The following is a 13,585-nucleotide window of genomic DNA, read 5'->3' as shown; positions in this document are numbered from 1 at the left end:
GGACACCTTGAGCGGCGATCCGAAGCTGGAGCGGATTGCCAAAGGCAACGCGCTGGCCCTCTGCGCCACCGGAACCTGGACCGCGAGCTTCGCGCCGGTCCTGGAACGGATGGTGGCCGACGCCGAGAAGCTCGCCGGCGGCCCCCAAAGCATCTTCATCGACGTCTCCGAGGTCGCCAAGCTCGACACGTTCGGGGCCTGGCTGATCGAACGGCTGCGTCGCACCCTGACCCAAGGCACCGTCGAGGCTCAGATCGCGGGGTTGTCCGCGAACTATTCGAGCCTCGTCGACGAGGTGCGGCGGGTCCGCGCGACGCCCGTGATCGACACCACCTCGATCACCATCACCGGCATGCTGGAGCAGATCGGCCGCGCCGTGGCGGGCATCGGCGGCACCATTGCGAGCCTGATCGACATGCTCGGCGCGGTGCTCGCGGCGGGCGGGCGGGTGCTGATCCATCCGCGCTCACTCCGCCTGACCTCGACCGTGCATCATCTGGAGCAGGTCTGCTGGCGCGCGGTGCCGATCATCGTGCTGATCACCTTCCTGATCGGCTGCATCATCGCCCAGCAGGGCATCTTCCATTTCCGCCGGTTCGGCGCCGACATCTTCGTCGTCGACATGCTCGGCGTCCTGGTGTTGCGCGAGATCGGCGTGCTGCTGGTCGCCATCATGGTCGCGGGCCGCTCGGGCAGCGCCTACACCGCCGAGCTCGGCTCGATGAAGATGCGCGAGGAGATCGACGCGCTGCGCACCATGGGGTTCGACCCGATCGAGGTCCTGGTATTGCCGCGCATGCTGGCGCTGGTGCTGGCGCTGCCGATCCTCGCCTTCCTCGGCGCCATGGCCGCGCTCTATGGCGGCGGTCTCGTCGCCTGGCTCTATGGCGGCGTCGATCCCGAGGCGTTTCTGCTGCGCCTGCGCGACGCCATCTCGATCGATCATTTCATCGTCGGCATCGTGAAAGCGCCCGTCATGGCCGCGGTGATCGGCATCGTCGCCTGCGTCGAGGGCCTCGCGGTACAAGGCAGCGCGGAATCGCTCGGACAGCACACGACCGCGTCGGTGGTGAAGGGCATCTTCTTCGTCATCGTGATGGACGGCGTGTTCGCCATCTTCTTCGCCTCGATCGGAATGTGACGATGGCGCAGGAAACTCAAAACGCGATTCAGGACCCCATCATCCGCGTCCGCGACATCACCGTTCAGTTCGGTGCGACGCGTGTGCTCGACGGCCTCAACCTCGACGTCCGGCGCGGCGAGATTTTGGGATTTGTCGGCCCCTCGGGCGCAGGCAAATCAGTGCTGACGCGGACCATTATCGGCCTGGTGCCGAAGGTCGCGGGCTCCATCGAGGTGTTCGGCGTCGATCTGGATTCCTCCAACACCTCGCAGCGCCGCAATGTCGAGCGGCGCTGGGGCGTGCTGTTCCAGCAGGGCGCGCTGTTCTCCTCGCTCACGGTGCGGCAGAACATCCAGTTTCCGATGCGCGAATACTTACGCGTCTCGCAGCGGCTGATGGACGAGATCACCATGGCCAAGCTCGCCATGGTCGGCCTCAAGCCGGAAGTGGCGGAGCGTTTCCCCTCGGAACTCTCCGGCGGCATGATCAAGCGTGTCGCGCTGGCCCGCGCGTTGTCGCTCGATCCGGACCTCGTCTTCCTGGACGAGCCGACCTCCGGCCTCGATCCGATCGGCGCCGGCGACTTCGACGATCTGGTCAGGACGCTGCAGCGTACTTTGGGGCTGACCGTTTTCATGGTAACCCACGACCTCGACAGCCTTTACACGGCTTGCGACCGGATCGCCGTTTTAGGAAACGGTAAGATCATTGCGGCAGGGTCGATCGCCGACATGCAGGCCTCGCAGCATCCCTGGCTGAGGCAGTATTTCCATGGCAAGCGCGCCCGCGCGGTCGTGACTTGAGTAGCCGGAGCAGCTGATGGAAACGCGGGCGAATTACGTACTGATCGGATCCTTCACGCTGGCGGTGCTCGCGGCTGCGATCGGCTTCGTGCTGTGGTTCCAGTCGCTGCACACCATCAAGCAGCGCAGCCCCTTCCGCGTCGTGTTCGAGGGCCCGGCCGCGGGCCTGCGCAACGGCGGCAGTGTCAACTTCAACGGTATCCGGGTGGGCGAAGTGGTCTCGGTGAAGCTCGACAATCCGCGGCGGGTTGTCGCACTCGCCATGATCGAGAACAACACGCCGCTCCGCAAGGACACTCTCGTCGGCCTCGAATTCCAGGGCCTGACGGGTGTGGCCGCGATCTCGCTCAAGGGTGGCGAGGAGGCGGCTCCGCCGCCGCCGCTCGACGAGGACGGCATCCCGACGCTGACCGCCGACCCCAACAAGCTCCAGGACGTTACCGAGGCGATCCGCGGCACGCTACAGAACATCAACAAGATCGTCGCCGACAATCAGGAATCGGTGAAGAACTCGCTGAAGAATCTGGAGACCTTCACCAACTCGCTCGCCCGCAATTCCGAGAAGATCGACGGCGTGATGGCCAAGGTCGACGGCGTCATGCTCAAGGCCGACAACCTCATGCTCGGCCTCAACACGCTTGCCGGCGGCAAGGACGGCGGCGAGCTGTTCCTGACGGTCAAATCGATCCGCGAGCTCGCCGAGGATTTCGACAAGCGCTCGGGTGCGCTGATGACCGACGGCCGCCGTACGCTTGGCGACATCAGCCGCGCCGTGAACAACTTCGACCGCAACCCGACCCGCGTGCTGTTCGGCGCCAGCAACAGCGCACCGGCCGCTGCCGCGCCGTCGGCCGAGGCGCCGAAGCCGGCGCCGGCCAGCGAGCGCAAGCGGCAGTAGCGCCTCTCTCCTCCGTCATTGCGAGCGAAGCGAAGCAATCCAGACTGTCTCCGAGGAGGCAGCCTGGATCGCTTCGTCGCAAGGGCTCCTCGCAATGACGGAGCTTGTGGGGGCGTCGTAATTTCCCAACGCGCGGTGAACTGCTGGCGCAATAACGGCCAAAACAAAACGGAGCCCGACAGGGCTCCGTTTCTTCATTCGCTATTCGCCACTCGCGAGCTTTGTCTTACCCCAGCCGGCCCGCCGCGTGAGCAAGCAGCGTATACACCAGGCCCGTCTCCGAGGTGAGGTGGCTGCGTAGCTCCTGCGGGCCGCGGCCGTCGCGGGCGACTTCGTCGAGCAGACGTTCGAACTCGCTGATGTAGCGGTCGACCGTCGCCTTGAAGTTGCGGTCGGCGCGATACTTGCGGGCGACCTCGTCAAAAGCCTTCTGGCCGGCGGGCGTGTACAGGCGCTTGGTGAAGGCCTTGTTCTCGCCGCGCTGGTAGCGGTCCCACATCTCGGTGGCGAGGTTGCGGTCCATCAGCCGGCCGATGTCGAGCGACAGCGATTCCAGCGGATTGCCGCCATTCTGCGGGGCCTGCGGCTGCGGAGCGGGTGCAGCCTGGCGGCCACGCGGGGCCTCACGACCGGTCGGGGCAGCCTGGTTGGCGTCCGTGCGGTTCAACAGATCCGACAACCAGCCGTCGCGGCCGGGGTCGTTGCCGCCCGGTGCGACCGGCGGCGCCTCGGTGCGCCGCGAGGAGGCGGGCATGCCCAGGTCCGGCGGCGGCAGCGTGGAAGCGCTGCCTGTGTCGCGCGTGCGGGTCTCGTTACCCCGTCCGCCCGCACTTGCCATCACCGGCTCTTCCTGACGCTGGACGGCGACAGAAGCGCGGCCCGTCGTGGTGACGTCGAGGCCGCGGCCGTGCTGGGCCACGATGCGGTTGAGCTCGGCGAGCGCCTCGATCTGGTCGACGATCACCTTGCGCATCTGCGCAGTGCTCTCGGCGGCCTCCTGCGGCATCTCGAGCACGCCGCGGCGCAGCTCGTTGCGGGTGGCTTCGAGCTCGTTGTGCATCTCGAACGCCATCTGCTTCATGCTGGAGACGAGGTTGCCGAACTTCTCGGCCGACTGCTTGAACATCGCATCCGCCTCGTCGGTGGTCTGGCGGTAGATGTCGTGCATGGCATCGATGGTCTGGCGATGCTCCTCTTCGGAGGCCGACCGCACCGCCTCGAACTGGCGGGTGATCGCGGCCGAACCTGCGCCGGCGGTCTCCGCGACCACGCGGGCGATGTCGCGGGCACGCTCTTCGGCCGCAGCGAGCGACTCATCGAGCAGCCCGGTGAAGCGCGACAGCCGCTGGTCGAGATCGGTGGTACGCAGGTCGATGGTGGTGACGAGCGATTCCAGCGCCTGCTTGCGCTCGGCGAGCGAGGCGGTGGTGTTCTTGTTGCTCTGCTCGACGACCTGCGCGGCATCGACGAGTGCCTTGCCGTGCGCGTCGAACTGCGTCGACAGCTCGCCGAGATCCTGGAGCGCCCGCGTGGTCTTGGTGTTGAAGACGTTGAGCTGGTCTTCCAGGTTCTGCGTCGCAGCGCCGTTGCGCGAGGTGACGTCGTTCATCGCCGAGACGAAGTCGGCGACGCGCGTCACCAGCGCCCGCTCGAGCGAGTTGAGGTTGTCGTGCGCACCGGTCAGCACCTCCTGCAGGAGGATGTTGCCTTCGCGCAGACGCTCGAACAGGGCGACCGTGTCGGTGCGCAGGATCTTGCTGGTCTCCTGCATCTCGGTGACGGCCGCAATCGAGACCTGGCGCGACTGGTCGATCGCCGCACGCGAGGCCTGTTCGAGGTCCTTGAGCGACCGGCCGACCGCGCTGGTCGCGACCTCGCTCGCCGCGTTGATGGTGCGGGCGACTTCGTTGCCGTTGCCCATCATGGTCTGAGAGAACGCCGTGCCGCGCGTCTCGATCGACTTCAGCGCGTCGGAGGTGACGCGGTCGATATCGAGCGTGAGCTGGCTGGTCTTCGAGCCGATCGCATCCACGAGCGAGCCGCGCTTGGCGTCGATCATGTTCGAGAGGCGGTCAGCCTGCTGCTGCACGTAGGTGACGATCTCGTCGGTCTTGCCGGTCATAGCCTGGCCGAAGCTGCTCGAGGCGGAGAGCACTGAGCGCTCGACGTCGGCCGAGCTCGACTTGACCCGCGAGCTCGCTTCGTTGGAGGCGTTGATCAGCGCATTCTGGGCGTTGAGCGCGCTGGTCTGGATGTCGTTGGTCGCGTTCGCCGTGGCCGTGCTCAGCGCGCGCTCGATCTCGGTCGAGATCGTGCGGATCTGGCTTGCGGCATCTGCCGAGGTCGAGGTCAGCGAGGTCTGGGCCTCGCGTGCGCTGTTGAGGATGGTCGACGCAGTGTCGGCGCCGACTGCGGTCAGCGTGCGCTCGATGTCGGTCGTCAGCGACTTGATCTGGCTCGCCGCATCGGTCGACGCAGTGATCAGCGTGCCCTGGGCCTCGCGCACGCCGCTGGTCAGCGCCTCGATGGTGGCGCCGCCGGCAGTCGCCAGCGCGCGCTGCATCTCGGCTGCGAGCGAACGGACCTGGCCGGTCTGTTCGGCCGAGACCGCGAGCAGGGTGCTCTGGGCGTCGCGGGCGCTGGCCGTGATCGTCTCGGCAGTGCTCTGGCCGACCTGCGAGAGCGAGCGGTGCACCTCGGCCGCGAGCGACTTGACCTGGCTCGCCGCATCCGAGGACGCGTTGACCAGCGTGCTCTGGGCTTCGCGTGCACCGGTCATGATGGTCTCGGCCGTCGAGGTGCCCGCCATCGAGAGCGAGCGCTGCACGTCGGAGGACAGCGCCTTGATCTGGTTGGCGGTCTCGGTCGAGGCCGCGATCAGCGTGCCCTGCGCATCGCGGGCGCCGGCGGTGATCGATTCCGCCGTGCTGGTGCCGGCGAGCGACAGCGAGCGCTGCACGTCGGCGGTGAGCGTCTTGACGTGGTTGGCCGCGTCCGAAGAGGCGGTGACGAGCGTGGTCTGCACCTCGCGGGCGCCGGCCAGGATCGAGGCCGCGGTGGCCGAGCCGGCCGCGGACAGCGTGCGTTCAACGTCGGCGGCGAGCCCCTTGATCTGGTTGGAGGCATCGCCCGAGGCCGCGACCAGGGACGACTGCGCCTCGCGGGCGCTGGTCAGGATCGAGTTTGCAGCACCGGTGCCGACCGCGGTCAGCGCACGCTCGACCTCGGCGGAGGTCATCTTGAGCTGGGCGTTGACGTCGGAGGAGACCGTCATCAGCGATTGCTGCGCGGTGCGCGCACCGGTCTGGATCGTCTCGCTGGTGTTGACGACGAGGTTGGTGAGCGAGCGCTCGGCGTCCTCGACATGCGAGCGGATCGCGGTCGAGATCATCTCGGCGCGGGACATCATGTCCTCGCTGGCCTGGCGGCCGCTGCTCTCGATGCGGCCGGCAACGGCCTCGACACGCGAGCCGAGCAGGTCTTCGAACTGCGCGACGCGCACGTCGATGTCGCTCGCAACCGAACCGACCTTGGTCTCGATCGCCTGGTGGATGTCCTGGAAGCGCGCCGTGACCGTGTCGGTCAGGTGCATGCTGCGACCGTCGATCAGCTCGGCGACGCTGGTGATGCGGCGGTCGACCGCCTCGATCGCCTGCGCCGTGCCGTCCGTGAGCGTCGAGGTCAGCAGGGTGAGGCGGGTGTCGATCGACTGCACGGCCTGCGAGGCGCCGTTGGTCAGGGCGGTCGTCAGATAGGTGAGGCGGCTGTCGACGGACTCCAGCGCCTGCGATGCGCCGCTGTTGAACGTGGTCGTGAGGTGCGTCAGCCGCGTATCGATCGACTGGATCGCCTGCGTCGCACCGTCGGTCAACGTCGTGGACAGCGTGTTGAGGCGCACGTCGATGGTCTCGGTGACGGACTTCGCGCGGGTGTCGAACGACTCTTCGAGAGCGGCGACTCGGCCAACGAGCCGTTCGTCGAAGGTCCTGATGTGGCCTTCGATGGTGCCGTCGAGGCTCGTGATCTTGCCGTTCAGCGAGGCGTCGAGGTTGGTGACGCGTTCGCCGATCGTGGTCTCGAACTGCACCAGGCGCTGATCCAGCACGGCCGTGATCGCGCCGCCGTTCGAGGTGAAGCGGGTGTCGAAATTGTCGACATAGGTCTTCAGCGACTCATGGATGTCGTGGGTGCGCTGGCCCATGCGTTCGACGATCTCGCCGCCGAACGTTTTCACGGTGCGGTCGAACTCGGAGATGTGGCGCGTGATCAGGGCACCCAGCGTGCCGGAATCGCGGGCGAACTTCTCGACCAGCTCGGAACCCTGGTTCTTCACCAGCTCGTCGAACGCGCTCATCTGCAGCGACAGCGAGTCGTGCGCGGTCTCGGTCTGGCTGACGACCTTGGCGACGAGGGTGTTGACCGTGGCGTCGAGCGCTTCGCTCGCCTTGTCCCCGGAGGTCATGATCTGGCCGGCGAGGCGGTTGCCGGCGTCGTCGATCTTGGCGGAGAGGTCGTTGGAGCGCAGCTCGAGCTCGAGCAGCAGCGAGTCCGACGAGTTCTTCAGGCTGTCATGCACCTGCTCGGTGCGCTCGGAGATGCCGTCGACGATCGCGGCGGAACGCTGCTCGAACTCGCCGGTGATGCGGTCGATGCGCTCGTTCAGCATCTCGTGGACGCGGTCGGCGAGGTCGACGAACTCGTCGTGGACGTGGCCGGTCTTGAAGTTGAGGCTGGTGGTCAGCCGCTCGCTGGCGTCGAGCACCGCGCGCGTCGTCTCGGCGCTGGCCTCCTCGAGGCGGTCGAGCAGGTCGCCGCCGCGCTCGCCGAGCGCCAGGATCATGTTGTCGCCGGCGTGGCTCAGCGCGCCGGTGATGTGGGCGCCGCGCTCTTCCAGCGCGCCGGTGATGGATTTCGCGACCTCGTCGACGCGCGAGGCGATCGCGTCCGAGATCAGCGCGATGTCGTGGCGGAGGTCGATCTGCACGCCGGAAATGGCGCTGCGGACCTGCTCGGCCTGGCCGACCAGGTTGTCGCGCTGATGCGCGATGTCCTGGAGCAGGGCGCGGATGCGGACTTCGTTGTCGGAATAGGCGCGCTCAAGCGCGGCGACCTCGTTGGCGACCAGCGTCTCGAGCTCACCGGCGCGCGCGATCGCGCGCTCGATGCCGTCGCCCATCGCCGCGACCTCGCGGCGGATGGCCTGGCCGACGGTGACCATGGAATCGGACGCAGAGCCTTCCGGCTCGGAGAAGCGGATCGCGACCTGCGCCATCGCCTGCGCGACCTGGCTCATCTGCTGGCCGCGCCAGACCAGGCTCGCGAGGAAGTAGAACAGCATGATCGGCGCGAAGAACATCGTGACGAGGCCGGCGATCGCCAGCACGCCGCCGCTCTGGCCCATGGCGGCCTGGATCGAGGGCAGGAAGCCGACCGTCAGCGCGGCGCAGGCCGCAAGCCAGACGACGGTGAAGATGGTCGCGCCGGTGTAGATGTTGCGGGCCGGGCGGCCCGTCTGCAGCGACTGGAGCAGCTGGCCGATGGTCTCGCGGTCGTCATTGGCGGCGCGGCGCGAGGTCCGCGGTTCCTCGATCGGATCGAACACGTCGCGCTCGTTGGCAGCAGGGCGCGGCTCGAATGTCGGCTCGTCGAACACGGAAGGTGCCGGCGGCGCCGTTTCGTTGCGCATCGATGCGTTGCGGCTGGTGTCGGCAGCCGTGTCGCTGATGTTGAGGGCTTCCTGGATCGCAGAAAGCGCAACTTCTGTGGGATCTTTGACCTTCTTGGGAGTGTTGGCCATGTGCAGTCGAGCCCTCGTTACTTGTACGCGTCCCCCCGCGAGCCCTGCGCGCTGCGCAAGCCCACAGTCCGGATCATGCCGCTTGCGCGGATCTCCGAGCCATCCCCACCCGGATGGCTTGTCCGCCAATTTCCGAAACATCCTATTGGCAGAGCGTCGCGAATGAAATGCCTGCGGTTAAGACAATCTTAATCATCGTTAACAGGATCGCGCCGTAACACCTTAGGCCTAAATGAAATTCTCCACGGAACTTGGCCAATTGCGGCAACTTTTCGTCAATAAACGGGCGGATTTGCGTAAAACGGTCCGAACACTTCGTTAACCATTTCCATGCTTCGGTGGGGCAAACCGCCGGACCGGCGGACCGTCGCGCGATGCCGGGGCCTGCGCCATGATGCCTGAACTGCAACGGATGGACTGGATGCCCTCGCCCCCGCTTGCGCCCATCGATAGCCCCCTCGACCTCGACCACCTCTCGCGGATGACGCTCGGCGATGCCGAGCTGGAACAGGAAGTGCTTGCGATGTTCGCCGAGCAGGCGGTTCGGCTGATCGCGGCGATGACGGCGCTGCCGGCCGAGACCGGTGCGCTCGCGCATAAGCTTAAAGGCTCGGCGCGGGGGATCGGCGCCTTTGCGGTTGCGGATGCCGCTGCCAGCCTGGAAACCGCGGCCCGGATCGGCCACAACCAGCCCCGCGCGTTCGCCGTGCTGAAAGAGGCGGTTGCCGAGGCTCGCGCGGCCATTGCGGCGATCCTGAAGCATTAGGCGGCGCTCCCACGAATGCGGGTGGACTGCGCACTAGCGCTGCCCTGACCGACCCGTTATAGGACAGCCCGGACCCTCCTTTCTCCCTAGATCGCGGCAGCACGAGCACTCATGGCCAAAATTCACTTTGTCGACCACAAGGGCGAAACCCGTACGGTGGATGTCGAGAACGGCGCGACCGTGATGGAAGCCGCCATCCGCAACAGCGTCCCCGGCATCGAAGCCGAGTGCGGCGGCGCCTGCGCCTGCGCGACCTGCCATGTCTATGTCGACGAAGCCTGGCGCGAGAAGGTCGGCAGCCCGACGCCGATGGAAGAAGACATGCTCGACTTCGGCTTCGACGTGCGCCCGAACTCGCGCCTGTCCTGCCAGATCAAGGTCTCCGACGAGCTCGACGGGCTCGTGGTGTCGACGCCGGAACGTCAGGCCTGATCTTTCTTACGATATGCTCGGCCGCGCGACCTCGATGCCGCGCTTGTGCCAGGGGCTGAACCTCTCGACGATCTCCATGGTCAGCGGCGCCGGCCGCCGCGTCGCCTCGTCGAGCAAGACGCCGACTGACGTCGCCGAGGCGATGCATTTTCCCTGCGAGAACACGACCTGCTCGAAGGTCACGGACGTCCGTCCCAGTTTCACGACGCCAAGCCCGAGCTCGATCGTGTTCGGCCAATGCAGCTCGGCCCGGAAATGGATGTCGAGCCGCACCATGATCCAGGCGAGCCCTGGCGGTGTCAGCCCGTATTCCGGGAGCTTCATCAGCGTGACACGGCCGGTCTCGAAATACGTGGCGTAGACCGCATTGTTGACGTGCTGGTTCGGATCGAGATCGCCGAAGCGGACATTGTCGCTGAGGCGAAAGGGGAAGTCTTCCAGACGCGGCGTCGTATCGAGGCGGCTTGGTGCGTTCACCGATTGATCTCCGTCATATCCAATCTCGTTACAGCCCAGTTATTTTGACCCGGCAAGTGGGCGCGGCTGCGGGGCGCTCCCGCTTTTATGCCTTCCCTGATCCATCCCCGTTGGCTAGACAGGCAGGGTCACCTCTGCCCGCAGGGCGCCGTCCAACCGATAACGACCGATAAAGAGACGACATGAGCGAAGTGATCAAAACCGATGTGCTGATTATTGGCGCTGGCCCTTGCGGTCTGTTCGCCGCCTTCGAGCTTGGCCTTCTCGACATGAAGGCGCATTTCGTCGACATCCTCGACAAGGTCGGCGGCCAGTGCGCCGAACTCTATCCGGAAAAGCCGATCTACGACATTCCCGGCATTCCGCATGTGTCGGGGCAGGCCCTCACCGACGCGCTGATGGAGCAGATCAAGCCGTTCCACCCGACCTTCCATCTCGGTGAGATGATCGAGACCGTGGAGAAGATCGGCGATCCCCTGTTTCGCTGCACCACCGATACCGGCAAGGTGTTCGAGTGCAAGGTGGTGGTGATTGCGGCCGGCGGCGGCTCGTTCCAGCCCAAGCGTCCGCCGGTGCCGGGGATCGAAGCCTATGAAGGCACCTCGGTGCACTACGCCGTGCGCAAGATGGAAAATTTCCGCGATAAGAACGTGCTGATCGTCGGCGGCGGCGATTCCGCGCTCGACTGGACGCTCAATCTGCATCCGCTGGCCAAGCGCATCACGCTGCTGCACCGGCGCGACGATTTTCGCGCCGCGCCCCACAGCGTCGAGCAGATGCGCGCGCTGGTGGCCGGCGGCAGGATGGATCTGCGGCTCGGCCAGGTCACCGCGCTCTCAGGCGCCGATGGCCAACTGACCGGCGCCACCGTCAAGGGCAACGACAACAATGTCAGCGATATTGCCTGCGACACCATGCTGCCGTTCTTCGGGCTGACCATGAAGCTCGGTCCGGTCGCGAACTGGGGCATCGCGCTGGAGAACAATCTGGTTCCGGTCGAGACCTCAGCGTTCGAGACCAACGTATCGGGCATCTTCGCCATCGGCGACATCAATACCTATCCTGGCAAGATCAAGCTGATCCTGTGCGGCTTCCACGAGGGCGCACTGATGTCGCAAAAAGCCCACCGCTACGTCTACCCGGAGAAGCGGCTCGTGTTCCAGTACACGACATCGTCCTCCAGCCTGCAAAAGAAACTCGGTGTCAACTGATCGCGGAAGCGGACGGGCGATGCCCCATGTTTCTGGTGCTGGAATCGTTCGCGAAATCGCCGTAGTCTGCGGCCATTGCAGTGGCGGCTCAGCAAGGTGATCATGATGCGGAATCTCTTTACCGGCTTTCGGCTGCTCCCGTTGCTCGCGCTCGCGCTGTCGCTCAATGCGGTGAGTCCGGCTGCGGCGCAAGCGCAGCAGCCAACTGCGGCGGGCCTCTGGCAGAAGGTCGAAGACGGCAGGACCGTGGGATGGTTTCTCTTCATCGACCACAACGGTATCTTCGAAGGCGTGATCGCAAAGACCTTTCCGCGTCCCGGCGACGATCCGAACGAGGTCTGCGCGAAGTGCACCGACGATCGCAAGAACGCGCCGGTGCTGGGGCTCTCCTTCATCCGCGACATGAAGCGCGACGGCTTGAAGTATGACGGCGGCAACGTGGTCAATCCGCGCGACGGCAACATCTGGAAGGCCAAGATGACGGTGAGCCCGGATGGGCAGACCCTGACCATGCGCGGCTTCCTCGGCATTTCCCTGTTCGGCAAGGACGAGACCTGGCAGCGTTTGCCGGATGCAAATATCGCGGAAGTCGATCCCGCCATCGTCGCCAAATATCTCCCCGCACAGGCCGCCGCGGCCAAACCGGTTCCCGCGCCTGCGACCAAAAAAGGTGGCGCGATGATGATGGCGCCGGCAGCGAAGAAGTAGGGCTGCTTTCACGCCGCCCGCTCTAACAATCTCAATATGTCCGCGCCTTCTTGCAAGGCGCATAGAACGTGCCGTTGCCGGCAACGACCCGCTCGAGGCATTGCCGGGGATCGGTAATCTCGCCGTCGACCTGAAAATAATAGGCCTGCGGCCCCAGGCTCAGGACGTAATGTCCCGGCGGAAGCTCTAGCTCTGCATCGCCGGCGTGAAGCTCGTACATTTCGGCTTTCCCCGGAATCGGCGAGATCCGGAACGGATAGGAGAAGTTGCGGATCACGCCGACGTCGTCTCCGCCACTTGTCGTCTTGCCTGCAGCGTCGGTCGAAAACTCTTTGACCTTCGCGACAACACGGACCTCGACCCGCTCGGGGATCACATTTGCAACGTCCCGGCGGAACACGATGAACTTGACGTGGCCGTTCGGCAGATGCGGCCGATCAGGCTTCTTGAACTCCGGTGAAATCGCAATGCGCATGTCCGGCGCCATTACGCCGGTCGCGTTCAACTCAGCCAGCGACTTGTCGTCGATCAAGGCATAGATGCCGTAATCGCTCGGGAGCACGCGCACTGGTGGAGGCGGGGCGGAGGGGACCATTTCCGGCTTGGCGACCGCGATCGTCGTCTCCGGCCTGGGCGTGACCTGCGCGATCTCCGGCGTCTGCGACGACATCAGCCGGCGCAGTGCGGCGATCCTGTCTCGATGCGAGACGGTCACGATGACTGCGCCAACGACAACAAGGATGGCCACTGTACGCTTGATCACTGGTAGAAGCGGGCCCGAGACCGCAGGCCGCTTGCTGCGGGACGTCCCGATCGCCGAAGGCAAAACGGTCGCATCGCCGGACGCCAGAAGAGTCCCTGCTTCGGTCACCCCAGATGATGTGAGGTGTTGCGACGGCAAGCGCTCCAGCGGTGCCCGTTCGCGCGAAAACTTCTCGACCTCATTGATCGCGACCTCGAGGGCCTGCTTCATCTTGTCGACGTTTTTCGCGTCGGCGTAGGTGAACTGTTCCTGGAGCTTGTAGCGGGCGAGATCGTAGACCATCTGCCGCCGGGCTTCGGCGTCGTCTTTCACCGTCTCGAGCATGCGCGAAATCACCAGCGCAAATTGCACCTGGTTTGCGGGCAAATCGGCCGGGTCCTGTTGACCGGGAAGCAGCTCTTTCGAACTCATAGCGCTGACGGTCCAATGCCTGTCACGCCAACACCCAATTTTTGCATTCGAAACAGTTGGTTAAACGATGCGGTCGCGTCCGCGCCAGCTTGGTACACGTCCTGACACAACAAGGAAAGCCTCCGAACGAGCTGCGGCAAGCCGCAGAGACGTCACACTTGCACGGGGTGCAGGCCGGCCGAGGCCGCCTATCGCG

10 protein-coding genes are annotated in these 13,585 nt (G+C 65.4%); 7 read left to right on the top strand and 3 right to left on the bottom strand.

Annotation, left to right across the window (positions count from 1 at the left end; genetic code table 11):
- Positions 1-7: 7 nt before the first annotated feature.
- From ABID59_RS16005 to ABID59_RS15995, 3 genes are read left to right on the top strand one after another with little or no spacing between them, the layout of a single operon-like run.
- A complete protein-coding gene (locus ABID59_RS16005; RefSeq protein WP_354083975.1) occupies positions 8-1,141 on the top strand; it encodes an MlaE family ABC transporter permease in 1,134 nt (377 codons plus the stop codon).
- Between the two features lie 2 nt (positions 1,142-1,143).
- Positions 1,144-1,926: an ABC transporter ATP-binding protein gene (locus ABID59_RS16000; protein ID WP_354035096.1), complete on the top strand. Its 783-nt coding sequence runs from the start codon at positions 1,144-1,146 to the stop codon at positions 1,924-1,926.
- A 16-nt stretch (positions 1,927-1,942) separates the two neighbouring features.
- The gene (locus ABID59_RS15995; RefSeq protein WP_148751304.1) at positions 1,943-2,824 is read left to right on the top strand and encodes an MlaD family protein; all 882 of its coding nucleotides are present in this window, start codon (positions 1,943-1,945) and stop codon (positions 2,822-2,824) included.
- A 226-nt stretch (positions 2,825-3,050) separates the two neighbouring features.
- Here the strand turns inward: ABID59_RS15995 and ABID59_RS15990 are convergent, their stop codons facing one another.
- Positions 3,051-8,621, bottom strand: a complete 5,571-nt coding sequence (locus tag ABID59_RS15990) for an apolipoprotein A-IV repeat region-like domain-containing protein (protein WP_354083974.1) — start codon at positions 8,619-8,621, stop codon at positions 3,051-3,053.
- Positions 8,622-9,012: 391 nt separating this feature from the next.
- Between ABID59_RS15990 and ABID59_RS15985 the strand changes: the two genes are divergently transcribed.
- Positions 9,013-9,387: an Hpt domain-containing protein gene (locus ABID59_RS15985; RefSeq protein ID WP_354083973.1), complete on the top strand. Its 375-nt coding sequence runs from the start codon at positions 9,013-9,015 to the stop codon at positions 9,385-9,387.
- Between the two features lie 111 nt (positions 9,388-9,498).
- On the top strand, positions 9,499-9,819 hold the full coding sequence (locus ABID59_RS15980) for a 2Fe-2S iron-sulfur cluster-binding protein (RefSeq protein ID WP_148751307.1): 321 nt from the start codon (positions 9,499-9,501) through the stop codon (positions 9,817-9,819).
- Between the two features lie 6 nt (positions 9,820-9,825).
- On the opposite strand, the gene ABID59_RS15975 is transcribed toward ABID59_RS15980, so the two are convergent.
- Complete coding sequence (locus ABID59_RS15975; protein ID WP_354083972.1) at positions 9,826-10,296, bottom strand: acyl-CoA thioesterase; 471 nt, start codon at positions 10,294-10,296, stop codon at positions 9,826-9,828.
- Positions 10,297-10,478: 182 nt separating this feature from the next.
- Here ABID59_RS15975 and ABID59_RS15970 point away from each other — a divergent pair, with 182 nt between their 5' ends.
- The gene (locus tag ABID59_RS15970) at positions 10,479-11,507 is read left to right on the top strand and encodes an NAD(P)/FAD-dependent oxidoreductase (RefSeq protein WP_354083971.1); all 1,029 of its coding nucleotides are present in this window, start codon (positions 10,479-10,481) and stop codon (positions 11,505-11,507) included.
- Positions 11,508-11,612: 105 nt separating this feature from the next.
- Positions 11,613-12,215: a DUF2147 domain-containing protein gene (locus ABID59_RS15965; protein WP_354084059.1), complete on the top strand. Its 603-nt coding sequence runs from the start codon at positions 11,613-11,615 to the stop codon at positions 12,213-12,215.
- Between the two features lie 31 nt (positions 12,216-12,246).
- Here ABID59_RS15965 and ABID59_RS15960 read toward each other — a convergent pair whose 3' ends face one another.
- A complete protein-coding gene (locus tag ABID59_RS15960) occupies positions 12,247-13,389 on the bottom strand; it encodes a hypothetical protein (protein WP_354083970.1) in 1,143 nt (380 codons plus the stop codon).
- Between the last annotated feature and the right edge of the window lie 196 nt (positions 13,390-13,585).

The organism is Bradyrhizobium sp. S3.3.6, from assembly GCF_040546905.1.
Classification (GTDB): Bacteria; Pseudomonadota; Alphaproteobacteria; order Rhizobiales; family Xanthobacteraceae; genus Bradyrhizobium; species Bradyrhizobium cytisi.
The sequence above is the reverse complement of the archived record's forward strand: the minus strand, read 5'-3'. Positions and strand labels throughout refer to the sequence as shown.

Excerpts from the sequence above, each read along its gene's own strand:
- ABID59_RS15990 (WP_354083974.1), bottom strand. The coding sequence starts at position 8,621 with ATGGCCAACACTCCCAAGAAGGTCAAAGATCCCACAGAAGTTGCGCTT.
- ABID59_RS15995 (WP_148751304.1), top strand. The coding sequence starts at position 1,943 with ATGGAAACGCGGGCGAATTACGTACTGATCGGATCCTTCACGCTGGCG.
- ABID59_RS15960 (WP_354083970.1), bottom strand. The coding sequence starts at position 13,389 with ATGAGTTCGAAAGAGCTGCTTCCCGGTCAACAGGACCCGGCCGATTTG.
- ABID59_RS16000 (WP_354035096.1), top strand. The coding sequence starts at position 1,144 with ATGGCGCAGGAAACTCAAAACGCGATTCAGGACCCCATCATCCGCGTC.
- ABID59_RS15965 (WP_354084059.1), top strand. The coding sequence starts at position 11,613 with ATGCGGAATCTCTTTACCGGCTTTCGGCTGCTCCCGTTGCTCGCGCTC.
- ABID59_RS15970 (WP_354083971.1), top strand. The coding sequence starts at position 10,479 with ATGAGCGAAGTGATCAAAACCGATGTGCTGATTATTGGCGCTGGCCCT.
- ABID59_RS15985 (WP_354083973.1), top strand. The coding sequence starts at position 9,013 with ATGATGCCTGAACTGCAACGGATGGACTGGATGCCCTCGCCCCCGCTT.
- ABID59_RS15980 (WP_148751307.1), top strand. The coding sequence starts at position 9,499 with ATGGCCAAAATTCACTTTGTCGACCACAAGGGCGAAACCCGTACGGTG.